This window comes from Candidatus Poriferisodalis sp., assembly GCF_965219595.1.
Taxonomy (GTDB): Bacteria; Actinomycetota; Acidimicrobiia; order Acidimicrobiales; family Poriferisodalaceae; genus Poriferisodalis.
Genome location: NZ_OZ244781.1, coordinates 1,299,672 through 1,323,716 on the forward strand (window position 1 = coordinate 1,299,672; position 24,045 = coordinate 1,323,716).

Genomic DNA, 24,045 nt, shown 5'->3' on the forward strand with positions numbered 1-24,045 from the left:
ATGACAACCTTCGACACGGTCACGTGCTTGAGCGATCTAGGCACCGCAGACGAGTCGGTCGGCGTCATCCACTCGATCGTGCGACAGGCCGCTCCCCATGCCGCCGTGATCGACTTGTGCCACGAGATCGATCCGGGCGATACGCGCACGGCGGCGTTGATGCTGGCGCGCAGCGTGCCGCACCTTGCGCCGGGCGTAGTGCTCGCATCGGTGGGACGCCGCTTGGACCGGCCTGCTATCGCGATCTCGGTCGGTGACGGCCAGTCGATGCTGGTCGGCCCGGACAACGGCGTGCTGGCGGCTGCGGTGGCGGCGGTCGGCGGAGCGGACATCGCAGTGCGTATCGAGGCCGCCGACTGCGGCGAGCCCCAATCCGTGCTTCACCCGGCGCGCGATGTGCTCGCGCCTGCAGCCGGCCGGCTGGCGGCTGGAGCGCCGATTGAAGCCTTGGGCGCGCCGATCGACCCCTCACTGCTGCTGCCGTCGCTCGTTGCGGTGCCCCGCGTCGAAGACGACGGTTCAGTGACCGCGGAAGTGCTGTCGGTGACGCGCTGGGGCACGGTGCAGCTCAACGTCGACCGCGAGACGCTGGCAGCCCTCGGCGATCTCCTGGTCATGGAATGGACGGCAGGCGCGAGCGCGTCACAGCCCGCGACAGCGAATTCGCAGTCGGTCCGGCTGGCACCTGCGGGGTCGACGGACACAGGCAGCCTCGCCCTGTGCGACGATCCCTTCGGCTTGCTCGAGTTGACGATCGCCGGCGGGAGCGCCGCTCATCTTGGCTTCGCAGTGGGCACCGAAGTCCGGCTGCGCCCCACAGTGTGAGACCGTGACATGAGAGGGTGACATGAGACCTCGAACAGCGCTCGTGCTGGCCGCGCTCGCTGCGGTCATCCTGCTCGCCGCAACCATCCAGCTGCTCGTAGCTCTCGACTGACCGCTCTGTGGCCCCATTTGCCGCGCGATCTTTCGTCGAACGCGTGGAAACGGGGTGCCGGATCGGCGAGACTGTGCGGGCCGCATTTCCGAACCCTGGGTAGTCCTCGTGTCCATCGTTGTCATGGGCGTGAGCCATCGCAGCGCACCGCTTGAGCTATTGGAGCGCTGCACGGTTGCCGCCGCCGACGTGCCGAAACGACTTGCTGATCTCGCATCGTGCGCGAACGTCAGCGAGGGCGTGGTCGTGTCCACGTGCAACCGCACCGAGGCCTACGTCGTGGCCGAGAAATTCCATGCGGCGTTCGGCGAGATGCGCGACTTCTTCTGCACGCTGTCGGGTGCGGCGCCCGCCGAGCTGTCCGACCATCTCTACGTCCACTACGACGACGACGCGGCGCGTCACCTGTTCCGTGTGGCCAGCGGCCTGGAATCCGCTGTGGTCGGGGAGCACGAGATCCTGGGCCAAGTCCGCACCGCATGGGACACGGCACGAACCGAGGGCACCGCGGGCGCGGTCCTGAACCAGCTGTTCCGACACAGCATCACTGCCGGCAAGCGCGCACGCACTGAGACCGGCATCGCGCGGGGGACTGCTTCGATCAGCCACGCGGCAGTGAGCATGGCCAAGAACCATCTCGGCACCTTGGGGGATGCCCAGGTGCTGGTCGTGGGCGCCGGCGAAATGGCCGAGGGCATGATCGTCGCACTCGCGGCAGCTGGTCCTGCAGCGGTGCAAGTGGCCAACCGCACGCCGTCGCACGCCGAAGCGCTGGCGGCCCGAGTCGGAGGTCATCACCTGCCGCTCGGCAGCCTGGAAGATGCGTTGGTCGAGGTCGATCTGCTGCTGACGTCCACCGGTGCCAGTTCGGTGATCGTCGACCACGCCAGCGTCGGAGCGATCATTGAGAGACGCGCCGGCCGCCCGCTGCTGATCGTGGACATTGCCGTGCCGCGGGATGTCGACCCGGCTGTGGCTCGCCTTCCCGGTGTCACCCTCCTCGACATGGACGATCTGTCGCGATTTGCTGAGGTCGGTCAGGCGGGCCGGCAAGCGGAGGTGGCGGCGGTCGAATCGATCCTGGCCGAGGAGACGGAGCGTTTCTCCGCCGACCGCACCGCGCGGGAGATGGCACCGCTCATCGAATCGCTGCGCGGCATGGCCGAAGCAGTGCGCCAGTCCGAGCTTGAACGCGCCTTGGCGGCCCACCCTGAGCTCGACGACGACGCACGCGAGGCGCTCGAGCGCGCGACAACAGCGCTCGTCAACAAGCTGATGCATCAGCCCACCGTGGCGTTGAGGTCAGCGGCGGGCAAGGCCAAGGGCGACCGGCTCGCCGACTCAGTGCGCGACCTGTTCGATCTGTAGATCTTGATCGCGTGAGGATCGCGACACGATCGAGCCCGCTGGCCACCTGGCAGGCGCGCGCCGTCGCAACTGCGCTGGAAGCAGTCGGATCCGCCCAGGGTGACATCGAGCTCGTGCCCGTTCGCACCACCGGCGATGTCGACGTGTCCACGCCGATTTCGGAGATGTCCGGCAGGGGCGTATTTGTGACCGAAGTGCAAGCAGCGGTGCTGGACGGCCGCGCCGACATCGCCGTGCACAGTGCCAAGGACATGCGCTCCGAGCCGACCCCGGGCTTGACGCTGGCAGGCTGCCTGGTGAGGGGCGACGCGCGCGACGCACTCGTCGGCTTGGCGCTCGATGCAATCCCCCGCGGCGGTGTGGTGGCGACCGGATCACAGCGCCGCCAGTGCCAGCTTGCGGCACTCCGCGGTGATCTGCGCTTCACCGGTCTGCGCGGCAACATGGCTCGTCGCATCGCCGCGGCTGCCCAGCCCGACGTCGACGCTGTGATCGTTGCGGCGGCGGCGCTCGAGCGTCTCGGCGAGTCCCACCGGATCGCCCAGCGATTCGGCCCCGACGAGATCGTGCCCCAAGTCGGCCAGGGCGCCATCGCGATCGAGCACCGCACCGGCGACGCTGACGCGGCTGCTGCCGCCGGCGCGATCATCGACGAGGTGACGACACGATGCGTTCACGCCGAGCGCGCGTTCTTGCGAACGCTGGGCGCCGGCTGCGACCTGCCCACAGGCGCTCACGCTGTTATCGATGCAGGCGGGAGTATCGCCATGACTGCTGTTCTGGCAACCGCAAACCGGGACAGTGTGATGCGTGCGTCAGGCCTCCACCTCGACGGCGAGAGCCTCGGTGTGGCTCTCGCAAACGAATTGCTTGCCCGTGTCGACTCCGCAGAGCCGAGAGCGTGATGTCTCCCCGATGTGGGCCGTCCGACGCACCCGCCCAGCGACCGCAGCTCTCTCGCTGCACGCTGACTGCGCCGAACACGGCTTCGCTGTGCGCCGCTGGTTCCGTGCGCGGCGCCGGTGAGTGACCTGATGGCTGGAGATCTCGCCGGTTGCACGGTTGTTGTCACGAGGGCCTCGCACCAGGCCGGTTCGTTGGCAACGGCGTTGCGCGAACGAGGGGCGACGGTGGTGGTGGCGCCCGCGATTGCGGTGGTGCCCCCGCTCGACGGCGGCCAGCCGCTTGACGATGCCCTGCTGAGGCTGGAGCAGTACAGCTGGGTCGCGTTCACCTCTTCGAATGCCGTGGCCGCCACGTTCGCTCGTGCAGACCGGCGCGGCGTTCGCCGTCGCTTCGCACGCATCCGCACGGCGGCCGTCGGCCCCACGACGGCGGCCCGCGTCGAGGCCGAAATCAACCGCCCGGTCACGCTGGTGCCAGAGCGGCACGATGCCGTTGGACTGGCAGCGGCCTTCCCAGAACCCCGCCCCGACGAGTGGTGTTTCGTGCCCCAGTCGGCACAGGCCCGCCCCGAACTGGTTGACGGCCTGCGGGCGCGCGGCTGGAATGTCGATGCAGTGAGCGCGTACCGCACCGTCACGCCCACGCTGTCTGATCACCTTGCTGCCGACATGTCCAGCGCGGATGCCGTCGTATTCGCGTCGCCCTCCGCCGTGCAAGGCCACGTCGGTCAGATCGGCGGCGGACCGGTCCACGGAAGGGTGGTGTGCATCGGTCGCACCACCGCCGACGCATGCGCCGCCGCCGACCTGACAGTGGCGGCAGTGGCTGCGCGTCCCACCGATGAGGGTCTCGTCGAGGCTGTCACCGCCGCGGTGCTTGGCTGACGCAGCCGCGGTGTGATAGCGGTCACGGGCCGCTTGGGTCCCGCTTCGGCCCGTAATTCGACGGCGACTGCTCGCAGGGGCTTGGCCTACGCTGCGAGGCCGTGACCGAGCGGCCTCCGACGAATGCTGACCTGTTCAGAGCTGCTCAACGTGTGATTCCGGGCGGCGTGAATTCGCCGGTGCGGGCGTTCGGGTCGGTCGGCGGCACGCCGTACTTCGTTGCACGAGCCGAAGGGCCGTACGTCTTCGACGTCGAAGGCCGCCGCTATCTCGACTTCGTGCAGTCGTACGGGGCGATCATCTTGGGTCACGCCCACCCGGCGGTGACCGGAGCTGTAGCCGCTGCCGCGGCCGACGGCACGTCCTACGGCGCGCCGACGCAGCGGGAGGTGCTGCTTGCCGAGCTGATCGCAGAGGCTGCGCCCGGCGTGGAGCAAGTGCGCCTGGTGAGCAGTGGCACCGAGGCCACCATGACCGCGGTGCGGCTCGCACGGGGCCACACCGGTCGGCCGCGCATCGTGAAGTTCGCCGGCTGCTACCACGGCCACGCTGACGCACTGCTGGCTGCTGGCGGCAGCGGCGTGGCCACGCTGGGCTTGTCGGGCTCAGATGGGGTACCGCCGAACGCCGTGGCCGACACACTGGTCGCGCCCTACAACGAGGTCCCCGAGCTCGACAACCAAGTGGCGGCGGTCATTGTGGAACCGGTCGCGGCCAACATGGGCGTGGTGCCACCGGCGCCTGGATTCCTGGAGGGCCTGCGTGCCGCCTGCGACGAAGCGGGCGCACTGCTGATCTTCGATGAGGTCATCACCGGCTTCCGCCTCGGCCGCGGCGGTGCGGCCGAGCGATTCGGCGTGACGCCCGACATCGCCTGCTTCGGCAAGGTCATCGGCGGCGGCCTGCCCATCGGCGCCCTCGGCGCACGCACCGAGATCATGCAGACGCTGGCCCCGACTGGTCCCGTCTACCAAGCCGGCACGCTGTCGGGCAACCCGCTCGCGACCGCAGCGGGGCTAGCGGCGCTTGAGCAGCTCACGCCGGCGGCCTATGCAGAGCTGGAGGGCCGTGCCGGCCAGTTCGCCAACGGCTTGCGCGAAGCGCTTACTCGATCAGGCTTCGACGCCGCTGTCGTGCAGGTCGGCACGCTCGTGGGCCTGTACTGCGGCCTAGTCGCCGGGCCGGGCTGGGTCGCGGCCGACTACGACGATGCCCGCACCACCGATGAGCAGGCCTACGCCCGCCTGCATGCCGAGCTGCTCCGGCGGGGCGTGGCCTTCGCGCCCGGTGCCTACGAGGCGATCTTCGTCAGCCTCGCCCACACGCCCGACATCATCGACGAAGCCCTCGGCGCCATCGCCGACGCCGCCTCAGCCGCGTCGCAGGCCTGACGCACCCGACGCTCAGGTGCGGTCGCGCCAGAGCCGCGCCATCCCGGCCGCCGCCCGGTAGATGCCGCGAGGGCCGCGCGGACCGGCTCGGCTCTGCAGCAGATCTGTCGAGACGCGCATGGCCAGGTTCCCCATGCGGGGGGAACGGATCGCAAGCTGTGTCAGCTTCCTCATCAGCCCCGGCTGGCCCAGCGCGCGGGTTGTCAGCCGACCGAGGTGGTGGTATCGCTCCCAGCGCTCGGCGAGCACAGCCTCGTAGCGCCGCAGCTCGAGTCCGTCGTCGGCGTCGAGCGCCCGCCCGATGACCTGGGCTGCAAGCCGGCCGGTTGCCAGTGCCGGGCCGACGCCATCGCCGTTCCAGGGATTGACACTGCCTGCTGCGTCGCCGACTACCACCCAATTCGGTCCCGAGCGAGGGCGCACCGATCCTCCCATCGGCAATCGGCCGCCTGCCGGTTCGCTGCGAGGACCGGCGGGATCGATCTCCCAATGCGCAGGGATCTGCTGGGTCCACTGTTCAAAGAGGTGCTCCAGGGATATGGCCTCGTTCCCGTAGTGATGGCTGAGCAGGCCCACTCCTACATTGGCCGTGCCATCTCCAACTGGGAATACCCAGCCATAGCCCGGCAGTTGGCTCCCGGCGCGATCGGCCAACGCAAAGACCGACTCGATCCACGGTTCGGCGTGGCGCGGGGTGGGGTAGTAGGCCCGCATCGCCAGTCCCTGCGCATAGGTCCGGGTGCGCACGGCGCCGAGCGCCCGGCCGAAGTTCGAACGCGGACCGTCGGCGACCACGATGTAACGGGCGCGCGCAACCACGTCCTCGTGCAACGCTCCGCTGCCGCCTTGAGCGATGCAGCCACGCAGGTGACCATCGGTGATCAGCGGCGCTGTGACCTCCGTGCCGATGAGCATGCGCGCCCCCGCCGACTGTGCTCGGGCGAACGTCAGTGCGTCGAGGCGCGAGCGGCGCACTACTACGCCATAGTCGGGCCATTGCTCGCCCTGGGGCCACGACACCTCGAGGCTCTGCCCGTGGGCGGTGATCCGCAGCCCGCGATGCCGGTGCCAGCGCGCAGCGCCGGGGTCACAGCCCATGTCGATGAGCTCGCCCACGGCAACCGGTGTGAGTGCGTCGCCGCAAACACGTTCGCGCGGATGGGTGGAGCGCTCGATGAGCAGCACATCTCGTCCCGCCTGCGCGAGCCAGTACGCGGCAGCGCAACCCGCTGGCCCGCCGCCGACGACGAGCACATCGCAATCGAGTGTCTCACTCAAGGCATGGCGCTAGTGGCCGCCGCCACCCCCGCCGCCGGTCAGGGCGCCGCCGCCGAGATGCTCCCACTCGGCATCGCGCTCGGCTGCCACTTCGTCGCTGATCGCTTCACCGCCGATCACCTCGCGTACATAGCGCGCGACCGAATAGAGCTGATGGTCGTTGAGCACATCGCCGAATGCGGGCATGGCCGCTGCATTGTCGCTGCCGCCGGAGATGTGTGCCCCGCCTGGCCGGTTGGGATCGCCGTAGACCTGCCCGAGCCCGAGACCTTCGGAGCCCACCGAGATCCATTCGATGAACGAGTCGTCCAGGCTCGGGAACGTCAGCAGCACTTCGCCGTTCCACAGCGGGCGCCCCACCAAGCCCCCATCGGAACCAGCACCGTCGCCGCCGTGACAGCTCGAGCACCGCACTGCGTAGGTGGCCGCGCCCTCGTTGATGGCGGTGATCGGTTCGGGGGGCGGCTCGGTCAGCTTCACGTACACGAACGCCCACAGCGGCAGGCAGAACAGCACGGGCAGCACCCAGATCGGAATCCGATGCCGTGTCTGGGCCGCAATCACCCATGACGGATCGGGCGGAGCCTCAGGTTCGACCTCGAGCTGTGCCGCCTCGCGCGCGGCAGCAATCATCTCGGCTTGGGTCGGCCCAGCGGCCGCAGCTGCTCCGGCTGCGGGCGCCGCTGCGCCCGCATCACCGCCGCCACCGCTGCCGTCGTCTTCGAGGACCCCCAGCGCGATGCGACGCTGTCGCGAGCGCTCCAGCAGGTACTCGGGAACTTCGGTCACGGGATCCTCCGCGGGGTCGCCCCCAGGGGTTCTGGCACAGCGGCAGTGCCAAGTTCGCAGGGCACGATACGCGCCCGAGCGCACCGAGGCGCAAGTCTGCCATGCAGCCACGCCGATGGCGCAGACTGCCACACCTGATTGGGCCATCCGATAAGGCCGTCCGAATGGGTCAGCCCGAATTGTGGCGAGTGCTGGCTGTCGTGCTAGAACATCACGCGCCATGGCCGGGGCGCCGGTAATCTTTGCCCCGGTCTCGCTGCGGCTGGCGCACTCGATGCACTATCGATTGGGTCGGTCGCAACAGTCCTGACACGCCGACGGGAGAACGCGGGAGGAACACCGAGTGGTTGCACTCGTCACATCGATCCTCGTCACCGCGCTGATGGTCTACCTGCTCGTGTGGTACGGCAAGCGCCGGCCGACCGATCGCCCCACTACTTGGGGCGAAGCCATGCTGGGGGCCGCCTACGTCTTCATGCTGATGCTGCTGGTCTTCGGCATCGTGCCCGACCGCTGGATCCGCCTGACCGACAACGAGTGGGGCTGGTCGGTGGAGCGCTTCCTGGTCACCGAAGGCCAGTTCATGGAGTCGCCGATCCTGTTCCCGCCGACGCGCATCGACCTCAAGAAGGTCAGCGACATCGTGGTCGTCATCGAGCACCTCATCGCGTTCATCGGATTGCCGGTGCTGGCGATGTGGTGGCAGAAGCGCGACAAGGCCCAACCCGCCGCCGAGCCGATCTCCGACTACGGCCGTCCACTGGTCAAGGGCAACTGAGGGCAAGACGAATGGCTGCGAACGACGCGAACCCGCCGATGCCCAAGTTCCGGGACGACTACCTGCTGCAGCAGGTCGACGCCTCGTACCTCGATGCAGCCGTCAAGCCCAAGCAGTTCATCAACATCGACCAGTCCGAGTGCATCCAGTGCGAGGGCTGCGTCGACATCTGCCCGTGGAAGTGCATCTGGTACGTGTCCACAGAGGCGGTCGACGAGGCCGTCGGCGTGGACCTGCCGGGGCTGGATCCCACCGACAACGCCATCTTCATCATCGACGACGACGTGTGCACCCGCTGCGCACTGTGCGTCGACCGCTGCCCGACCGGCGTGATCACGCTGGGGCGGGTCAGCAACAACCCTCCGCCGTCGGGCGACGTCCACGGCCGCACCCACACCCACGGTTACGCCTACGGGATGCGCCTGTAGGCCGGCGGGAATGCCCGTACTGCTGAGACTGCGAAGGACCCGGTCCACCTAGATCGAAGAGATATGGCGAACACGCTCGAGTCCCCCGATACCAAGCCGAAGCTGCCGCAGCGTCTCCAGAACGCGCAGCAGCAGGCGGCCGATTGGATGCAGGACAGCCAGTTCTGGACGTCGATCTTCCGGCCCGGGTCGATCTTCCGCAAGGGCTACACCGACAGCCCCCGGAACCGGTCCTACGTCATCATGAACAGCGTCCTGTACCACCTTCACCCGGTGAAGGTGAAGCGGCACGCCGTAAAGGTGAGCTACACGTTGTGCCTGGGCGGTCTGAGCTTCTTCCTGTTCATCCTGCTGACGATCACGGGCATCTTCCTGATGTTCTTCTACCGGCCGACCGACACGGCCGCGTGGGCAGACATCGAGAGCCTCCACACGCAGGTGGCGTTCGGCCTGCTCGTGCGCAACATGCACCGATGGGCCGCGCACCTCATGGTGATCACCGTGTTCCTGCACATGGCCCGCGTCTTCTATCACGGTGCCTACAAGGCACCGCGAGAATTCAATTGGGTCGTCGGCGTCATGCTGCTGCAGCTCACGTTGCTGCTTGCCTTCACCGGCTACCTGCTGCCGTGGGACCAGCTCGCGCTGTGGGCGGTCACGGTGGGCACGAACATGATGGGCTTTACGCCGGTATTCGGCGAACAAGTCCGGTTCGTCCTACTAGGCGGCCAACAGATCGGAGCAGAGACGTTATTGCGCTGGTACGTGCTGCACGTCTTGATGCTCCCCTTTGTCATCGTCATCTTCATGGCGATCCACTTCTGGAGAGTGAGAAAGGACGGAGGCATTTCGGGGCCGCTGTAGGAAGCCTGAACGTCCCGAGCCATCAGCATGACTGAGATCCCCGAACACCTCCTGCGCCGGAGCGCCGAAGCCAGGGCCCGCGCAACCGGCGCGCCCGCAGCCGGCGAGGGCGAGGCGCCGGCTGCCGCGCAGCCCGACGACGATGACGGTGTCGCGATCCCTCGCTCACTGCTGGAAGCCAGCCAGCAGCCCGGCGGTGCGCCCGCGGTCGCGGGCATGGCCCCGGCGGGCGGCCCCGCGGCTGCCGGCGGGGGGGTGGCTACCGCGCTGCCGCCGCTGATGGCAGGGCCTGCAGGCAACACTCACCGGCTGCTGACGGTCGTCAAGTCGGGTTCCATCCAGGACGTCAAGGCCAGCCCGGGCGACAAGGTCCACGTCTGGCCGCACTTGCTGGCCGCCGAATTCACCGCAGCACTGTTCATCACGGCCTTCACGCTGGTCTTCTCGCTGTTCATCAATGCACCGCTGCTCGAGCTCGCCAACCACAACGAGACGCCCAACCCGTCCAAGGCGCCGTGGTACTTCCTGGGCCTGCAGGAACTGCTCACGATGTTCGACCCGATGATCGCCGGCGTGACGATCCCCGGCGTCGCGCTCATACTGCTGGCCTTCGCCCCCTATGTCGACAAGAACCCGTCTCTGCGCCCCGAAGACCGCAAGTTCGCCATCTCGGTCCAGACGATCCACCTCATGTTCTGGGCAGTGCTGGTGATCATCGGCTCGTTCTTCCGGGGGCAGGGCTTCAACTTCACCTACCCGTGGGACACCGGTCTGCACGGCATCTTCCACCTGTAGGAGCACGTCGGCATGTCCACCGGAACGATTCTCGCGATTGCCATCCCGGTCATCGTCGTGCTGGGTGCCGTGGTCGCGTTCGTCTCCTTGCGACGCCGGGACGCCACCGGCCTGGGGTACCTGTCGCGTGAGACTCGCCGGCGTGACGAGGTGGCGGCCAGCGCCGGTGGCGACGACGATGCCGCTGGCGACGACACCGGTGCGTTCGGTGTCAGCGCGCAAGCACAAGAGTTGGAACGCTCGGTGGCCGCCGAGCGCCGCCCGTCGCCTGTCGCTACCGCGGAACCCGAGCTGCCGCAGGACTGGGCGCCGCCGCCGTCCGACGAGGTGGGGGTCACCCGTCGGCAGTTCCTGAACCGGTCCTCGGTGTTGCTGATGGCGACCGGCCTGGGCACGTTCAATGCCGCCATGCTCGCCTTCCTCTGGCCGCGCCCGACCGGCGGATTCGGCTCGAAGATCAAGATCGGCACGGTCGCATCGGTTGACGAGGCGATCTCGTCGTCCACTCCCGCCGAGAACTTCTCGTACTTCTCTGAGGCGCAGAGCTACATCCAGCCGTACCCCACCGATTCCGCGACGCTGTCCAACGCCGAGACGGTGTACGGCGGTGCGGTGCTCGAGGGCATGCGGCTGGGTTATGTCGCGCTATGGCAGGTCTGCCCGCATTTGGGCTGCAAAGTGCCGGTGTGCGGCAGCTCGCAGTGGTTCGAGTGCCCGTGCCACGGTTCGAAGTACAACCGCGTCGGCGAGAAGAAGTCCGGTCCGGCACCTCGTGGCATGGACCGCTTCCCGGTGACCATCGAGGGCGGCAGCGTCTTCGTCGACACCGGCAAGGTGTCGCAGGGACCGGCGATCGGCACCGACAGCACGGGCCAAGGCCTTGAGGGGCCGCACTGTGCCTGAGCTCAGCCACATGCTGGCCGTCAGCACGGAGCGTTCGATCGCGATCGTGCTGCTGGCGGTTGTCGTGGTCGGCTGGGCGATCTACGTCTTCGTCAACATTCGCCAGGCGAAGGCCGAGGCGGGCAGCGAGATCGAGCTGGCGCCCAACCGCGGCAACCTGCCCGACGACGAGGAACTCGAGGGCCGCCGGCTGGAGAAGGTGCAGGCCTTCGGCGTGCTGATGCTGCTCATCATGGCGCTCGTGCTGCCCGTCTACTGGATGCTCGAAGGCGGGCGCCGTTCAGGTGCGGAAACGTCGTTCTCCGAAGCGGCCGTGAGCCGCGGCGAGGCCGTCGCAACCGCAGCAGAGTGCTTCGACTGCCACGGTGCTGATCTCGGCGGCGCGCGTTTCGCTCCGGTAGTGCTCGACATCGGCCACCAGTTCTCCGACAAGGAGTCCTTCGTCATCAACACGACGTGGGAGGCGCCGTCTCTCGACGACGTGTTCACGCGTTTCGACACCGATGCCGAGACGCTGGACGAGGTCAGCGAGGTGCGGCAGATCCTGGTGTATGGCCGAGGCGTGATGCCGTCGTGGGGCCTTGAGGGCGGCGGTCCGTACAACGATCAGCAGATCGACGACCTCGTGGCATGGCTGTGGGACAACAGGATCACCGACGAGGAAGCACAGGCGCGGGCTGCGACGCGCTACGAGACGGAGTTCGCGGCTCAGCGTGAGACGAATCCGGCGGTGACCCAGGGCGAGGTCTTGTTCGATCTCCACTGCGCCCGGTGCCACACGCCGCGCTGGCCCGGCCGCGGCGGTGCCCAGCTGCCCAACAACGGCGGAACGATCGAGGTGCTTCCCGGTCCCGATGGCGCCGGACGCTACGGACCGGCGCTCAACAGCGTGAGCCTCCGGAGGCTGTTCCCGGACATGGCAGACCACGTCTCGTTCATCTCCGATGGCGCCGCAGACAACGTGGCCTACGGTCAGTTCGCACGTCTCGGCAACTACGGCATGCCCGGCTTTGGACGGGTGCTCAGCGAGCGTGAGATCCGCGCGATTGCCGCCTACGAGCGCAACCTTGATCCGCAGCGCCAGGCCGCGATCGGCTTCGACCTGCTGCACGAAGCGGGAGACGACGAATGACCGCCTCGCACCTTCTCGGCATCGTCAGCTGGGATCCGGTTCTCACCGGGTACTTGGCCGTCATCATCGGCATCGCCGTGCTGTGCGGATCGGTGTACCTGCTGCTGGCCACCAACCTCGGGGTCCGTCTCGGCTTCCTGGTTGCGTGGACCGGGCTGTGGGGCTGGATGCTGCTGATGTCCATCGTGTGGTGGGTGTTCGGCATCGGGTGGATCGGCAGTCAACCCGGATGGAACGTGCTGCAGGTGACCTCCAATCCCGCCACGGTGCTGGTCGATGAAGTGCAGCAGCTCGAGGGCGTCCCGGTCGATCAGCCGCCCCCCGGCTGGATCGAGATCGTTGTCAAGGAGAAATCAGACGACGACGCCGAAGAGGTCACCGATCCCGAGATTGTCGAAGCTCAGGCGTTCGCGGCTGACGCCCGCTCAGCGGCCGACGGACATGTCGTCTGCGACGGTGCCGACCCGCGTCGGCTGCTGGCGGTGAATTCGTGCCTGTTCTCGGCCGCGGACGAATACAAGACGTACCGGGTGCTGATCCGGGGCGGCGAGCGCTACCGGCCGTTGAGCATTCCCGACAACGCCGTCACGCAGTACTTCCTGCCGAGCAGGGGCAGGCCGCACTACGCCGTCGTGCAGATCCAGCCGTACCAGCCGAGGGTCGAGATCGATCCGAACGTGTTCGGCGACGACGGCAAGATCGTGGTGCCTCAGCCCCAGATCGACGAGAACGAGCCGGTGTATTCGGTGGTGCTGGTGCGTGACCACGGCAGCGTGCGGCTCCGCCCGGCCCTGCTCACGATCTTCTCCGCCCTGCTGTTCGGCTTGGGCTGCTACCACCTGCATCGACGGGACCAGGCGATCTGGGCGGTGCGCGAAGCTGCGGGCCAGTGACCGGCTGGCCTGTTTTGGGCCAGACTGGGGCCGGCATCTGATCACCGACGCGCCGAAGGGGTCCGGGGCATGAACAATGGCTTGGCGGAATACCTGCCGGTGTTGGTTCTCGGCGTGCTCGCAGTGCTGTTCGTGCTGGTGAGCATCATCGCCTCGCGGCTGCTGGCGCCCCAGCGCAGCACGAATGCCAAGCTGGCCTCGTACGAGTGCGGCATCGTCGACCAGGCCGCCATTCCCGAGCGATTCCCGGTGCGCTTCTACCTCGTGGCGATGCTGTTCATCATGTTCGACATCGAGATCGTCTTCCTGTACCCGTGGGCGGTCGCGAACAGCCAGCTCGGCCTCTTCGGATTCATGGCGATGCTGATCTTCGTCGTGATCTTCTTCCTGTCCTTCGTCTATGAGCTGGCAATGGGCGGGCTGGAGTGGGGCCCGCGCAAGCGCCGCGTCCTCCCGCTGCCGCCGGCCAGCCGCAGCGGCGTTCAGGGTGTACGCACCGTCGGGCTGACCGGCCGCGAGCACGTCCCCGACGCCACATGGAGTGGCGCAGGCCAGCACGACGCCGCGTGGAGCGGCGCACAGCAACCCAGCAGCCGGACGGCGGCAGGCTGATGGCGGGCATCGACGACCTCAAGTCGCGGCTCGGCATCGACGACGGCCTCGCTGGGCTCGGTCACAACGTCTTCACTGCACCGGTGGAGGAGCTGGTGAAGTGGGCACGCCGGCGCAGCCTGATGCCGGCCACGTTCGGGCTCGCCTGCTGCGCCATCGAGATGATGGCGACGGGCACGGCCCACTACGACCTGGCCCGCTTCGGCATGGAGACGTTCCGCGCCTCGCCTCGTCAAGCCGATCTGATGATCGTGGCGGGCCGCGTCAGCCAGAAGATGGCGCCCGTGTTGCGCCAGATCTACGACCAGATGATGGAGCCCAAGTGGGTGCTGTCGATGGGCGTGTGCGCGTCCAGCGGCGGCATGTTCAACAACTACGCCATCGTGCAGGGCGTCGACCAAGTTGTGCCGGTCGACATGTACGCACCCGGTTGCCCGCCGGGGCCCGAGACGCTGCTGCATGCGATCCTGGCGCTGCACGAGAAGATCCGTACCGGCGAGCTGACCCAGCGCCGGGCCGAGCGGGCCGGCGGCGCTGCTGTCGATCTGGCGGCACATGGAGTGCCGCAGTCAGACCCAGTCCCGCAATCGGGCACGGCGGCGCGCTGATGGCAGACGAGGGCGTAGCAGCCGACGACGCCGCGCCAGCGACAGAGATCGCTGAGCAGCCCACGATGTTCGGCGTGCCGTGCACCGACGAGCGTGGCCAGCAGGTGCTGCATCCGAGCCGCGACGAGTACCTCGATGTGCTCGGCATGGCTGCTGCCGACGGATTCGAGCTGTGCGTTGACGTGTGTGCGGTGGACGGGCTCACGAATCGCGGCCGCGCCGTAGCACCCGGCATCGAGCCGGAACGCTTCGAAGTGGTGGTGAACCTGCTGGATCTCCGTGGCCGGCGCCGGCTGCGCATCCGCACCCAAGTACCGGCCGACGATCCGCAGGTGCCCTCCGCGGTGGGCCTGTACCCGGGCGCCGAGGCACCTGAGCGGGAGGCGGCCGACCTGTTCGGCATCAGCTTCAGCGATCACCCCGATCCGAGCCGCATTCTCATGCCGCCGGACTGGGATGGTCACCCACTGCGCAAGGACTACGCCATCGGTGCCATCCCGGTGCAGTTCAAGGCGGTGGAAGGCCGATGAGCACTGCAACGGCCGCCGCCATCCGCCGGCCGACGGATGCCGTGCTGCGCATCTCCGAAGAGGCTGCGCTGGATGCAGCCGCTGTTGACGACGACGCGGCGGCAATCACAACAGAACCTGGCGACGGGCCGATGCTCATCAACATGGGCCCGCAGCACCCATCCACCCATGGCGTGCTGCGCATAGCGATGGAGCTCCAGGGCGAGACAGTGCTGCGGTCCAAGCCGATCATCGGCTACCTGCACACCGGGATGGAGAAGACCGCCGAAGACCTCACGTTCCTGCAGGGGCCGACGAACGTCACCCGCATGGACTACGCCTCGCCGCTGTTCACCGAGCTGGTGTTCTGCCTCGCGGTCGAGGATCTGCTGGGAACCGAGATCCCGCCGCGAGCCACCTGGATCCGCATGCTGATGTGCGAGCTGAACCGGATGAGCTCCCACCTGCTGTTTCTCGCGACCAACGGCATGGATCTCGGCGCAGTCGGGATGATGCTCTACGGGTGGAAGGAACGCGAGGAGATCCTGCGGTTCTTCGAGAGCGTCACCGGCTTGCGGATGAATCACAACTACATCCGCCCCGGCGGCGTGGCAGCCGACCTGCCCGACGGCTGGCAGGACGACGTGGAGCACATTCTGACGGTGCTGCCCGACCGGCTCGAGCAGTTCGACACCTTGATGACCGGTCAGCCGATCTGGCGAGACCGCACCCAGGGCGTCGGTGTCATCACCGCCGACGAGGCCATCGCCATGTCGGCCACGGGGCCGCTGCTGCGCAGCACCGGCGAGGCGTGGGATCTGCGCCGCACCATGCCGTACCTGGCCTACGACGAGGTCGACTTCGACGTCGTGGTAGGTGCCTACGGCGACACGTTCGATCGGTACTCCATCCGCCTGAACGAGATCCGCGAGTCGATGCGCATTGTGGAGCAGTGCCTCGACAAGATGCCGAGGGGCCCCTACCGCACCGAGGACCGCAAAGTCACGCCGCCACCGCGCGCGCGCATCGACGAGTCGATGGAAGCGCTGATCCACCATTTCAAGATCTTCACCGAGGGCTTCCGGGTGCCGCCCGGGGAGACGTACGTCGCCGTCGAGTCACCCCGTGGCGAACTGGGCTGCTACCTGGTCTCCGACGGCGGGCCCAAGCCACAGCGGGTGCACATCCGCGCGCCCTCGTTCGTGAACCTGCAAAGCCTGCCTCATCTGATGTACGGAGGCCTGCTGGCCGACGCCATCGCCATCATCTCCTCGGTCGACCCGATCATGGGGGAGGTCGACCGGTGAGGGTTCGCGACCGCCGCGTTGGTGCCTGTTCCGCGCCCGACGGTGGCGGGGAGCAGCCGGTGAGGGTTCGCGACCGCCGCGTTGGTGCCTGCTCCGCGCCCGACGGTGGTGGGGAGGTGGACAGGTAATGAGTTTCTTTACTGAGGAGAACCGCACGCTGGCGCGTGAGATCATCGGCCGCTACCCGAAGCGCCGGTCGGCGATGATCCCGCTGCTGCATGTCGCACAGGCGCAGGCCGGCTGGGTCACCGAAGAGGCGATGGTGGAAATCGCCGAGCTCGTCGACACCACGCCTGCCGAGGTGCTCGGCACCTGCTCGTTCTACGAGATGTTCAAGCGGGAGCCCGTGGGCAAGTACCTCGTGAACATCTGCGCCACCATGTCATGCGCGCTGGCCGGCGCCGCCGAGCTCATGGAACACGCCGAGGAGCGGTTGGGCGTGCGCGCCGGCGGCACCACCCCCGACGGTCTGTTCACGCTGGCATCAGCGGAGTGCCAGGCCGCCTGCACCGAGGCGCCCTGCCTGCAGGTGAACTACCGCTACCGCTACCGGGTCGATACCGACGGGTTCGACCAGCTCGTCGACGATCTCGCTGCGGGCGCCCTCGACGACGAGATCCCGCCGCACGGGGTCACGGCCCGCGTGCGCCAGCACATTCCGGCCGGCCGAGCAGTCGGCGCCGTGCCTCCCGAAGCGGTCAACGAACCGCCGGTCTGGATGGCAGCACCCGCCAGCAATGGGGCAGGTTCAGCGTGAGGGCCCCCAGCCGCCGCGTTGGCGTGCGGTCCGCGTTCGACGGCGGAAGGCTCAGCTGATGGCGTCGTACACGATTCCTCACGCGCCTGGCTTCGTAGCCAACGATGCGCCCCGCATCGTCACCGAGCGATTCGACCATCCCGACAGCTACACGCTCGGGCGCTACCTGGCCACCGGCGGCTATGAGGGCCTGCGTGCCGCCCTGGAGCGCACGCCCGATGACGTCCACGGCGAAGTGCGCAGCGCGACCCTGCTCGGGCGCGGCGGCGCCGGCTTTCCTGCCGGGGTGAAGTGGGGCTTCTGCCCGCCCGGTGTGTGGCCTCGCTACCTCGTGGTGAACGGCGATGAGTCCGAGCCCGGCACCTACAAGGACCGCCTGCTGATGGAGCTCGACCCGCACCAGCTCATCGAGGGGTGCCTCATCGCTTGCTACGCGGTCGGGCTGTCGCAGTGCTTCCTGTACATCCGCGGCGAGATGGCCGTCGCGCAGGAGCGGGTGGCACAGGCCCTCAACGAGGCCTACGAGGCCGGCTGGGTAGGCCGCAACATCTGCGGCACCGACTTCTCGGTCGACATCGTGCTGCACTGGGGCGCCGGCGCCTATGTGGTAGGCGAGGAGACAGCGCTGATCGAGAGCTTGGAGGGCAACCGGGGCATGCCGCGGCTCAAGCCTCCCTACTTCCCGGCCGCCATCGGGCTGTACGGCCAGCCGACCATCGTCAACAACGTGGAGACGCTGGCGAACCTGCCGTGGATCCTGCGACACGGGGCCGAGGCGTTCACCGCCATCGGCACGCCGACGTCGCCCGGAACACGCATGGTGGCGGTGAGCGGGCACGTGCAGCGCCCCGGCGTGTACGAGATCACCAACGGCACCACGACATTCCGAGACCTGATCTACGGCGACGACTACTGCGGCGGCATGCATCGGGGCCGCGAGCTCAAGGCCTTCGTTCCGGGCGGCGGCTCAGCGCCGTGGTTCACGCCGACACAGCTCGACCTGCCGTTTGAGGCATCCGAGGTGGGGCCGCAGGGGTCGATGCTGGGTTCCGGCGCAGTGATGGTGATGGACGACACCACCGACATTCCGGCCGCTGCGCTCACGCTGACGAAGTTCTATGCCCACGAGTCGTGCGGCAAATGTGTGCCGTGCCGGGAAGGGGCGACCTGGCTGGAGCGGGTGCTGCGGCGGGTGTGCGACGGCACCGGCACGCCACGCGACCTCGACGTGCTGTTCGAAGTCGGCGCCTCGATCTGCCCCGGCGACTTTCCCCACGCCGCGGTACCCGAACGGGGCCTCGAGCCGAAGCCGTTCCCGTACCAGATGACCACCATCTGCTTTGTGGGACCGTCCGCGTTCGCCCCGGTGCACTCGGCCATGACACTGTTCCCCGAGGAGTTCGAGGCCCGGGTTGCGCCGAACGCGCACCTCGACACCGGGCCGTCTGATGGCCCTGCACCGAATTCAGTCTCGGAGGTGGCCATCCGTGTCTGACGCCACAGCTGCCGAAGCCGCGCCGAGCACCGTGGAGGTGACGATCAACGGCGTCGCCGTGGATGCGCAGCCGGGCGAACTGGTCATCGCGGCAGCGGATCGTGCCGGGGTGCACATCCCGCGGTTCTGCTACCACGAGCGGATGAGCCCGGTGGGCATGTGCCGCATGTGCCTCGTCGAGATCGACACCGGGCGGGGGCCGCAGTTGCAGCCTTCCTGCATGGTCCCCGTCTCGCCGGAGATGGTGGTGGACACCACCAGCGAGCGGACGCGGCGGGCGCAAGAAGGCGTGTTGGAGCTGCTGCTCATCAACCACCCGCTCGACTGCCCGGTCTGCGACAAGGGCGGCGAGTGCCCATTGCAGGACCAGACCATGGCCTACGGCCCGGGCGAGTCCAGGTTCGTGGAGGAAAAGCGGCACTTCCCCAAGCCGATCCCCATCTCCGACTTGGTCCACCTCGACCGTGAGCGCTGCATCCTGTGCGACCGCTGCACCCGCTTCGCAGACGAGGTCGCCGGCGACCCCCTCATCGACTTCACGGAGCGGGGAAACGAAACACAGGTGCTCACGTTCCCCGGCGAACCCTTCTCGTCGTACTTCTCGGGTAACACGGTGCAGATCTGCCCCGTCGGTGCGCTCACTGCGTCGCCGTACCGCTTCAGGGCGCGGCCGTGGGATCTCGTCGAGACCGAGTCCACCTGCACGACATGTGCCGTGGGCTGCCGCATCGCGGTGCAGTCGTCGCGCAATGAACTGGTGCGTTACCTCGGCGTCGACATCGACCCGGTCAACCACGGCTGGCTGTGCGACAAGGGTCGTTTCGCCTTCGGCTCGGTGTCGAGCCCGGACCGGGTGACGGCGCCGCTGCAGGCTCGCGCGCCGTCGGGCACCACCTCCGACATCGCGGACGCCGAGCCGCTGCGCCGCTTCCAGCCGACCGACTGGGCGAGTGCCCTCGGTGCCGTGGCCGCTGCGGTGAAGGCGGCCCGACCCGGCGCGATTGCCGTGCTCGGCGGTGCCCGCGGCACCAACGAGGACGCTTACGCTTGGTCGAAGCTGGCCCGCACGGTGCTGCGGACCGACCATGTAGATGCGCAGCTCGGCGACGGCTTGCCTGCAGAGCTGGCAGTGGGCCTGCCGGCAGCGACGATCGATGAGGCGTGCAGCGCCGACACCACCCTGCTGGTGTGCGGAGACCTCCGCGAGGAGCTGCCGGTTCTGCACCTGCGTCTGCGCGGCGCAGCGCGAGCGGGTACGACTCGTCTGGTCGAGATCGCCCCGACCACGACCAGTCTCACGCGCAACGCAGTTCGCAGCGAGCAGTGTCGCGGCGGCGAGGCAGCATCTGTGCTGCGGAACCTGCTCGACGGCGATGACTCGCTGGCCGGCGAGCTGGCATCTGGATCGGTCGTCGTGGTGCTCGGCCGCTCGTCGGTGTCGGAATCCGCCGAAGCGACGGCCGAGGTGGCCGCGGTGATCAGCGCCCGCATCCCCCACGCCCGCTTCCTCGTCGCCGCGCGTCGAGGCAACGTCCGCGGCGCGCTCGACATGGGCTTGGCGCCGGGGATGCTCCCGGGGCGGGCATTGAGCGCCAGCCCGCCGCAGGAGCTCGCCGCGGCGTGGGGCGAGCTGCCGGGCGAACGTGGGCACGACGCCACCGGAATCCTCGCGGCAGCCGCCGCCGGAGAGATCGACGTGCTCTTCCTGCTCGGCGCCGATCCCCTGACGGACTTCCCCGACAGCATGCTGGCGCGCCTCGGCGTGTCGGGCGCAGGCACGGTCGTAGCGGTGGACTCGTTCGTGGGCCAGTCGGCGGCGGAGGCCGACATCGTGCTGCCGGCCGCTGTGTTCGGGGAGAAGTCGGGCACCACGACCAATCTGGAGGGACGCGTCTCGGCCGTCGGCGAGTTGGTGACCGCACCCGGCTCAGCCCGCCCCGACTGGATGATCGCGGCCGAGCTGGCCGTGCTGTGCGGCGGTGACCTCGGCTTCCTGTCGGTCGGCGAGATCACTGCCGAGATAGCGGCCGTGTGCGCCACGCACGCCTCGGCGGTCGGCCCTGACCTCGCCGCTGACGGCGTGGTGACGCTGGGAGCGGCCTTCGAGCCCGAGTTCCCGCCCGAACACGTTGCTCCGGCGCGAGACGCCTACGGCCTCCGCCTGGTCTGCAGCCGCAAGCTGTATGACGGCGGCGTGACGGTCAGCCAGACGCCTGCGCTGGCGTCGCTGGCGGCCGACACGGTGATGCGAGTGCACCCGGTCGACCTGGAGCGAGTCGGCGTCGAATCGGGTACTGAAGTCGAAGTGCACTCCGACCGCGGTGCGCTGCGGCTGCCGATCGTGGCCGACGCCGGCATCGCCCGCGGCAACGTCGTCGTGCTGTTCCCATCGGCCCACATCGACGTGGGGGCATTGATCGACGTGACGGCACCAGTCACCGACGTGCGGATCGAGACCCGCGCCGGCGAGGTGTCGCGATGACTGGCGACCCGCTGTTCGCGGACGGTGTCGACTGGGGCGACATCGGCATCGTGGGCATCAAGGTGCTCGTGGCCTTCGCTGCCCTGCTGGTCGCCACCATGTTCATGATCTGGTTCGAACGCAAGCTGATCTCGGACATGCAGCACCGCATCGGCCCCAACGTGGCCGGGCCGTGGGGCCTGCTGCAGGCGCTCGCCGACGGCATCAAGTTCTTCTTCAAGGAAGACCTCCGCCCTGCCAATGCCGACCCCCTCGTGTTCCGGCTGGCGCCGTACATCTCAGCGGTCACCGCGTTCGTCGCCTTCGCCATCGTGCCGATCGGCGGCGTCTTCACCGACCCTGCGTCTCCGGGAGCCGCTGGACGCGGCGGCACGGTCACGCTCTTCGGCAAGGAGACCATCCTGCAGGTGGCCGATCCGCCGGTGGGCATCCTGCTGCTGCTCGCGATGTCCTCAGTCGCTGTCTACGGCGTGATGCTGGCGGGCTGGTCGTCGGGCTCGAAGTACCCGCTCATCGGCTCGGTGCGGGCCTCGGCGCAGGCCATCTCGTATGAAGCCGCGCTGGGCATGTCGGTCGTGGCGGTGGTGATCGCTGCGGGATCGCTCTCGACCCAGAGCATCGTGTCGCAGCAGGTTGGCGGCACCTGGTGGGGTGGCAGCCCCGACGACTGGTTCCTGCTCACTACCGGCATCGTGCCGTTCGTTGTCTTCCTCATCTCCGCAACCGCCGAGCTGAATCGACCGCCGTTCGATCTCGTCGAAGCCGAGCAGGAGCTGGTCGGCGGTTTCCACACCGAGTACTCGTCGATCCGCTTCGCCCTGTTCTTCCTGGCCGAGTTCATGAACGTGATCACGATGTCGGCGATCATGGTGACGCTGTTCTTCGGCGGACCGGCGGGACCCATCTTCTTCGGCCTGACATGGCTGTGGCCCACCGTGTGGTTCCTCGCCAAGGTGCTGGCGTTCCTGTTTGTGTTCGTGTGGTTCCGCGCCACGCTGCCCCGTCTGCGCTACGACCAGCTGATGTCGCTGGGGTGGAAGGTGCTCATCCCGGTGATGCTGTTCTGGCTGATGTTCCTGGGCCTGCGGGAGCTGGTGTTCGATCAGGAAGACTGGAATCTGGCACAACGGCTGGTGGTAACGCTGGGGCTGAGCGCCGCCGGGCTTGCGCTGGGTTGGACGTTGCTGGCGGCGGCACTGCGCGCAGCCAAACGCAACACGGACACCGAGGGTCTTGGCGATCACGATCCTGATGACTTGATGCCGGCAGGTGCGTCGCCAGATGCAGCCGGCCCGGGAGAGGACGGCTGATGGGCTACCTCGACGGCTTCAAGGTCACGTTCGGCAAGCTGTTCGGCGAGCGGGTCACCACCGAGTACCCCCAGGAGAAGCGGCCGAAGCCGCCCCGCTTCCACGGGCGCCACGTGCTCAACCGTTACCCCGACGGCATGGAGAAATGCATCGGGTGCGAGCTGTGTGCGGGCGTTTGCCCGGCCCGGTGCATCTACGTACGCGGGGCCGACAACCCGCCCGACGACCCGGTGTCGCCGGGGGAGCGCTTCGGCTACGTCTACGAGATCAACTACCTGCGCTGCATCCACTGCGACCTGTGCGTGGAAGCCTGCCCGACCGAGGCCATCACTGAGACGAAGGTCTTCGAGTTCAGCTTCCCCACCCGCCGCGACGCCATCTACACGAAGGACGAATTGCTCACCGACGACGACGGCCGGCCCCGGCGGCAGCCATGGGAGCTGTGGCACGACGGCGACGACGAGCACACCTCCGGCTGGATGCGGGCCACCTCGCCGTCGGGCCAGCCCGACTACGAGGGCCGTGTCGGCTGGAGCGGCGAGCTGGGCTACGGCGTGCGAGCGCCCGAGCATGGCCAGCACGCCGACTACGACGGCGGGGAAAACGAACCGCCCGCAGCCGGCGACGAGCCGGCCGACCTCGACGAGCACGGCCACGCGTCTGCGGCAGGAGATCATCACTGATGGTCGAAGTGGTGGTGTTCGCGGTGGCCGGTGCCGCATGTCTCGTCGGCGCGGTCGGCGTGGTGCTGTCGCGCAATCCGGTGCACGCGGCGCTCATGCTGGTGATGACGCTGTTTGGCATTGCGGTGCTGTTCGTCGCGCTGCAGGCCCACTTCATTGCCGCCGTGCAGGTCATCGTGTACGCCGGCGCCATCGTGGTGCTGTTCCTGTTCGTCATCATGCTGCTGGGCGTGGATCGAGCCGCCGAGCTGTCGCTGGGCGCTCTGCCGGCCCAGCGGTGGACCGCGGCCGCATTCGGCCTCGGCGGTGCCGCCGTGCTGGTCTGGCTGGTCGCCGCGGTCGACCGGATCTTCAAGGGCGCTCGTTCGTACGAGCTTGAGCAGGCAGGAATCGTCGGAGCCGAAGCCGATGCAGTCGCCACGAACTATGCAACCGACGTCAGCGCGATCGCCCGGTCACTGTTCTCCGACTATGTGTATGCGTTCGAGCTGACATCGCTGCTGCTCATCGTGGCGGTCATCGGCACGGTGATCCTGGCCCGGCGCAGCGGGTATGGCGAATCACCGCCTGCCGAGAGCAGCCCGGCGTCGCTGGAGGCACGCCAATGAGCGGCCTCGAGGTGACTACCGGCTGGTACCTGACGCTGGGGGCGATGCTGTTCCTCATCGGCGGCACGGGCCTGCTCGTGCGGCGCAACCCGTTGATCATGCTCATGTGCGTCGAGCTGATGCTCAACGGCGTCAATCTCAGCTTCATTGCCTTCGCTGACCGGTTCGGCGATGTGCACGGGCACACGGTGGTGCTGTTTGTGCTGGTCGTTGCGGCGGCCGAGGTGGTGGTAGGTCTCGGATTGGTGGTGGCGGTGCTGCGCGCTTCGCCCCGGGCGACAGCGGATGACCTGTCGGCCCTGAAGGGCTGAGGCCGGGGGACTGAGGC

Annotated in this window: 25 protein-coding genes; 23 read left to right on the forward strand and 2 right to left on the reverse strand. The window is 68.1% G+C overall.

Annotated elements, in window-relative coordinates; genetic code table 11:
• The first annotated feature begins 27 nt into the window (after positions 1-27).
• The 5 genes from ACOQPE_RS05735 (at position 28) to hemL (ending at position 5,486) form a co-directional block, all read left to right on the forward strand.
• Positions 28-825, forward strand: coding sequence for an SAM hydrolase/SAM-dependent halogenase family protein (locus ACOQPE_RS05735; protein ID WP_420610906.1), 798 nt, complete (start codon positions 28-30; stop codon positions 823-825).
• A 220-nt stretch (positions 826-1,045) separates the two neighbouring features.
• Entirely contained in the window at positions 1,046-2,305 is a 1,260-nt protein-coding gene (locus ACOQPE_RS05740; RefSeq protein WP_420610907.1) for a glutamyl-tRNA reductase, read from the forward strand.
• A gap of 11 nt (positions 2,306-2,316) precedes the next feature.
• Positions 2,317-3,210: a hydroxymethylbilane synthase gene (gene hemC, locus ACOQPE_RS05745; protein ID WP_420610908.1), complete on the forward strand. Its 894-nt coding sequence runs from the start codon at positions 2,317-2,319 to the stop codon at positions 3,208-3,210.
• A gap of 117 nt (positions 3,211-3,327) precedes the next feature.
• A complete protein-coding gene (locus ACOQPE_RS05750; RefSeq protein ID WP_420610909.1) occupies positions 3,328-4,095 on the forward strand; it encodes a uroporphyrinogen-III synthase in 768 nt (255 codons plus the stop codon).
• Positions 4,096-4,196: 101 nt separating this feature from the next.
• Positions 4,197-5,486 carry a glutamate-1-semialdehyde 2,1-aminomutase gene (hemL, locus tag ACOQPE_RS05755; RefSeq protein ID WP_420610910.1) on the forward strand — a complete coding sequence of 430 codons (1,290 nt, stop codon included), beginning with the start codon at positions 4,197-4,199 and terminating at the stop codon, positions 5,484-5,486.
• Positions 5,487-5,498: 12 nt separating this feature from the next.
• Here hemL and ACOQPE_RS05760 read toward each other — a convergent pair whose 3' ends face one another.
• Complete coding sequence (locus ACOQPE_RS05760) at positions 5,499-6,764, reverse strand: geranylgeranyl reductase family protein (protein ID WP_420610911.1); 1,266 nt, start codon at positions 6,762-6,764, stop codon at positions 5,499-5,501.
• A 9-nt stretch (positions 6,765-6,773) separates the two neighbouring features.
• Positions 6,774-7,553, reverse strand: coding sequence for a c-type cytochrome (locus tag ACOQPE_RS05765; protein ID WP_420610912.1), 780 nt, complete (start codon positions 7,551-7,553; stop codon positions 6,774-6,776).
• 343 nt (positions 7,554-7,896) lie between these two features.
• On the opposite strand from ACOQPE_RS05765, the gene ACOQPE_RS05770 reads away from it, so the two are divergent.
• The 18 genes from ACOQPE_RS05770 (at position 7,897) to nuoK (ending at position 24,028) form a co-directional block, all read left to right on the forward strand.
• On the forward strand, positions 7,897-8,331 hold the full coding sequence (locus tag ACOQPE_RS05770; protein WP_323671406.1) for a hypothetical protein: 435 nt from the start codon (positions 7,897-7,899) through the stop codon (positions 8,329-8,331).
• Positions 8,332-8,342: 11 nt separating this feature from the next.
• Positions 8,343-8,759 (forward strand): 4Fe-4S dicluster domain-containing protein, encoded by a 417-nt coding sequence (locus ACOQPE_RS05775; protein ID WP_323671405.1) that lies wholly within the window; start codon positions 8,343-8,345, stop codon positions 8,757-8,759.
• Positions 8,760-8,906: 147 nt separating this feature from the next.
• Positions 8,907-9,623, forward strand: a complete 717-nt coding sequence (gene extP / locus ACOQPE_RS05780; RefSeq protein ID WP_416246634.1) for a selenite/tellurite reduction operon b-type cytochrome ExtP — start codon at positions 8,907-8,909, stop codon at positions 9,621-9,623.
• Between the two features lie 27 nt (positions 9,624-9,650).
• A complete protein-coding gene (locus ACOQPE_RS05785; protein ID WP_420610913.1) occupies positions 9,651-10,418 on the forward strand; it encodes a menaquinol-cytochrome c reductase cytochrome b subunit in 768 nt (255 codons plus the stop codon).
• 12 nt (positions 10,419-10,430) lie between these two features.
• Positions 10,431-11,321, forward strand: a complete 891-nt coding sequence (locus ACOQPE_RS05790; protein ID WP_420610914.1) for a ubiquinol-cytochrome c reductase iron-sulfur subunit — start codon at positions 10,431-10,433, stop codon at positions 11,319-11,321.
• Positions 11,314-12,453: a c-type cytochrome gene (locus ACOQPE_RS05795; RefSeq protein ID WP_420610915.1), complete on the forward strand. Its 1,140-nt coding sequence runs from the start codon at positions 11,314-11,316 to the stop codon at positions 12,451-12,453. Before ACOQPE_RS05790 ends, ACOQPE_RS05795 begins: the two co-directional genes overlap by 8 nt.
• Positions 12,450-13,346, forward strand: a complete 897-nt coding sequence (locus ACOQPE_RS05800; RefSeq protein WP_420610916.1) for a hypothetical protein — start codon at positions 12,450-12,452, stop codon at positions 13,344-13,346. Before ACOQPE_RS05795 ends, ACOQPE_RS05800 begins: the two co-directional genes overlap by 4 nt.
• A 69-nt stretch (positions 13,347-13,415) precedes the next feature.
• On the forward strand, positions 13,416-13,958 hold the full coding sequence (locus ACOQPE_RS05805) for an NADH-quinone oxidoreductase subunit A (RefSeq protein ID WP_420610917.1): 543 nt from the start codon (positions 13,416-13,418) through the stop codon (positions 13,956-13,958).
• Positions 13,958-14,566, forward strand: a complete 609-nt coding sequence (locus ACOQPE_RS05810; protein ID WP_420610918.1) for an NADH-quinone oxidoreductase subunit B — start codon at positions 13,958-13,960, stop codon at positions 14,564-14,566. The genes ACOQPE_RS05805 and ACOQPE_RS05810 overlap by 1 nt, the downstream gene beginning before the upstream one ends.
• Positions 14,566-15,096 carry an NADH-quinone oxidoreductase subunit C gene (locus ACOQPE_RS05815; protein ID WP_419854841.1) on the forward strand — a complete coding sequence of 177 codons (531 nt, stop codon included), beginning with the start codon at positions 14,566-14,568 and terminating at the stop codon, positions 15,094-15,096. Before ACOQPE_RS05810 ends, ACOQPE_RS05815 begins: the two co-directional genes overlap by 1 nt.
• Positions 15,093-16,382, forward strand: a complete 1,290-nt coding sequence (locus ACOQPE_RS05820; protein ID WP_420610919.1) for an NADH-quinone oxidoreductase subunit D — start codon at positions 15,093-15,095, stop codon at positions 16,380-16,382. The genes ACOQPE_RS05815 and ACOQPE_RS05820 overlap by 4 nt, the downstream gene beginning before the upstream one ends.
• 127 nt (positions 16,383-16,509) lie before the next feature.
• On the forward strand, positions 16,510-17,139 hold the full coding sequence (nuoE, locus tag ACOQPE_RS05825) for an NADH-quinone oxidoreductase subunit NuoE (RefSeq protein ID WP_420610920.1): 630 nt from the start codon (positions 16,510-16,512) through the stop codon (positions 17,137-17,139).
• A 58-nt stretch (positions 17,140-17,197) separates the two neighbouring features.
• Positions 17,198-18,634 carry an NADH-quinone oxidoreductase subunit NuoF gene (nuoF, locus tag ACOQPE_RS05830; RefSeq protein WP_420610921.1) on the forward strand — a complete coding sequence of 479 codons (1,437 nt, stop codon included), beginning with the start codon at positions 17,198-17,200 and terminating at the stop codon, positions 18,632-18,634.
• Positions 18,627-21,116: an NADH-quinone oxidoreductase subunit NuoG gene (gene nuoG, locus ACOQPE_RS05835; RefSeq protein ID WP_420610922.1), complete on the forward strand. Its 2,490-nt coding sequence runs from the start codon at positions 18,627-18,629 to the stop codon at positions 21,114-21,116. Before nuoF ends, nuoG begins: the two co-directional genes overlap by 8 nt.
• On the forward strand, positions 21,113-22,426 hold the full coding sequence (gene nuoH, locus ACOQPE_RS05840; RefSeq protein WP_420610923.1) for an NADH-quinone oxidoreductase subunit NuoH: 1,314 nt from the start codon (positions 21,113-21,115) through the stop codon (positions 22,424-22,426). Before nuoG ends, nuoH begins: the two co-directional genes overlap by 4 nt.
• Positions 22,426-23,109, forward strand: coding sequence for an NADH-quinone oxidoreductase subunit NuoI (nuoI, locus tag ACOQPE_RS05845; protein WP_420610924.1), 684 nt, complete (start codon positions 22,426-22,428; stop codon positions 23,107-23,109). The genes nuoH and nuoI overlap by 1 nt, the downstream gene beginning before the upstream one ends.
• The gene (locus ACOQPE_RS05850; protein ID WP_420610925.1) at positions 23,109-23,717 is read left to right on the forward strand and encodes an NADH-quinone oxidoreductase subunit J; all 609 of its coding nucleotides are present in this window, start codon (positions 23,109-23,111) and stop codon (positions 23,715-23,717) included. Before nuoI ends, ACOQPE_RS05850 begins: the two co-directional genes overlap by 1 nt.
• Complete coding sequence (gene nuoK, locus ACOQPE_RS05855; RefSeq protein WP_419854833.1) at positions 23,714-24,028, forward strand: NADH-quinone oxidoreductase subunit NuoK; 315 nt, start codon at positions 23,714-23,716, stop codon at positions 24,026-24,028. The genes ACOQPE_RS05850 and nuoK overlap by 4 nt, the downstream gene beginning before the upstream one ends.
• Positions 24,029-24,045: the final 17 nt, after the last annotated feature.

What these genes read in the sequence shown, in the direction of transcription:
- ACOQPE_RS05775 (WP_323671405.1), top strand. Translation starts at nt 8,343, where the DNA reads ATGGCTGCGAACGACGCGAACCCGCCGATGCCCAAGTTCCGGGACGAC.
- extP (WP_416246634.1), top strand. Translation starts at nt 8,907, where the DNA reads ATGCAGGACAGCCAGTTCTGGACGTCGATCTTCCGGCCCGGGTCGATC.
- ACOQPE_RS05785 (WP_420610913.1), top strand. Translation starts at nt 9,651, where the DNA reads ATGACTGAGATCCCCGAACACCTCCTGCGCCGGAGCGCCGAAGCCAGG.
- ACOQPE_RS05790 (WP_420610914.1), top strand. Translation starts at nt 10,431, where the DNA reads ATGTCCACCGGAACGATTCTCGCGATTGCCATCCCGGTCATCGTCGTG.
- ACOQPE_RS05800 (WP_420610916.1), top strand. Translation starts at nt 12,450, where the DNA reads ATGACCGCCTCGCACCTTCTCGGCATCGTCAGCTGGGATCCGGTTCTC.
- ACOQPE_RS05805 (WP_420610917.1), top strand. Translation starts at nt 13,416, where the DNA reads ATGAACAATGGCTTGGCGGAATACCTGCCGGTGTTGGTTCTCGGCGTG.
- ACOQPE_RS05810 (WP_420610918.1), top strand. Translation starts at nt 13,958, where the DNA reads ATGGCGGGCATCGACGACCTCAAGTCGCGGCTCGGCATCGACGACGGC.
- ACOQPE_RS05815 (WP_419854841.1), top strand. Translation starts at nt 14,566, where the DNA reads ATGGCAGACGAGGGCGTAGCAGCCGACGACGCCGCGCCAGCGACAGAG.
- ACOQPE_RS05820 (WP_420610919.1), top strand. Translation starts at nt 15,093, where the DNA reads ATGAGCACTGCAACGGCCGCCGCCATCCGCCGGCCGACGGATGCCGTG.
- nuoE (WP_420610920.1), top strand. Translation starts at nt 16,510, where the DNA reads ATGAGTTTCTTTACTGAGGAGAACCGCACGCTGGCGCGTGAGATCATC.
- nuoF (WP_420610921.1), top strand. Translation starts at nt 17,198, where the DNA reads ATGGCGTCGTACACGATTCCTCACGCGCCTGGCTTCGTAGCCAACGAT.
- nuoH (WP_420610923.1), top strand. Translation starts at nt 21,113, where the DNA reads ATGACTGGCGACCCGCTGTTCGCGGACGGTGTCGACTGGGGCGACATC.
- nuoI (WP_420610924.1), top strand. Translation starts at nt 22,426, where the DNA reads ATGGGCTACCTCGACGGCTTCAAGGTCACGTTCGGCAAGCTGTTCGGC.
- ACOQPE_RS05850 (WP_420610925.1), top strand. Translation starts at nt 23,109, where the DNA reads ATGGTCGAAGTGGTGGTGTTCGCGGTGGCCGGTGCCGCATGTCTCGTC.
- nuoK (WP_419854833.1), top strand. Translation starts at nt 23,714, where the DNA reads ATGAGCGGCCTCGAGGTGACTACCGGCTGGTACCTGACGCTGGGGGCG.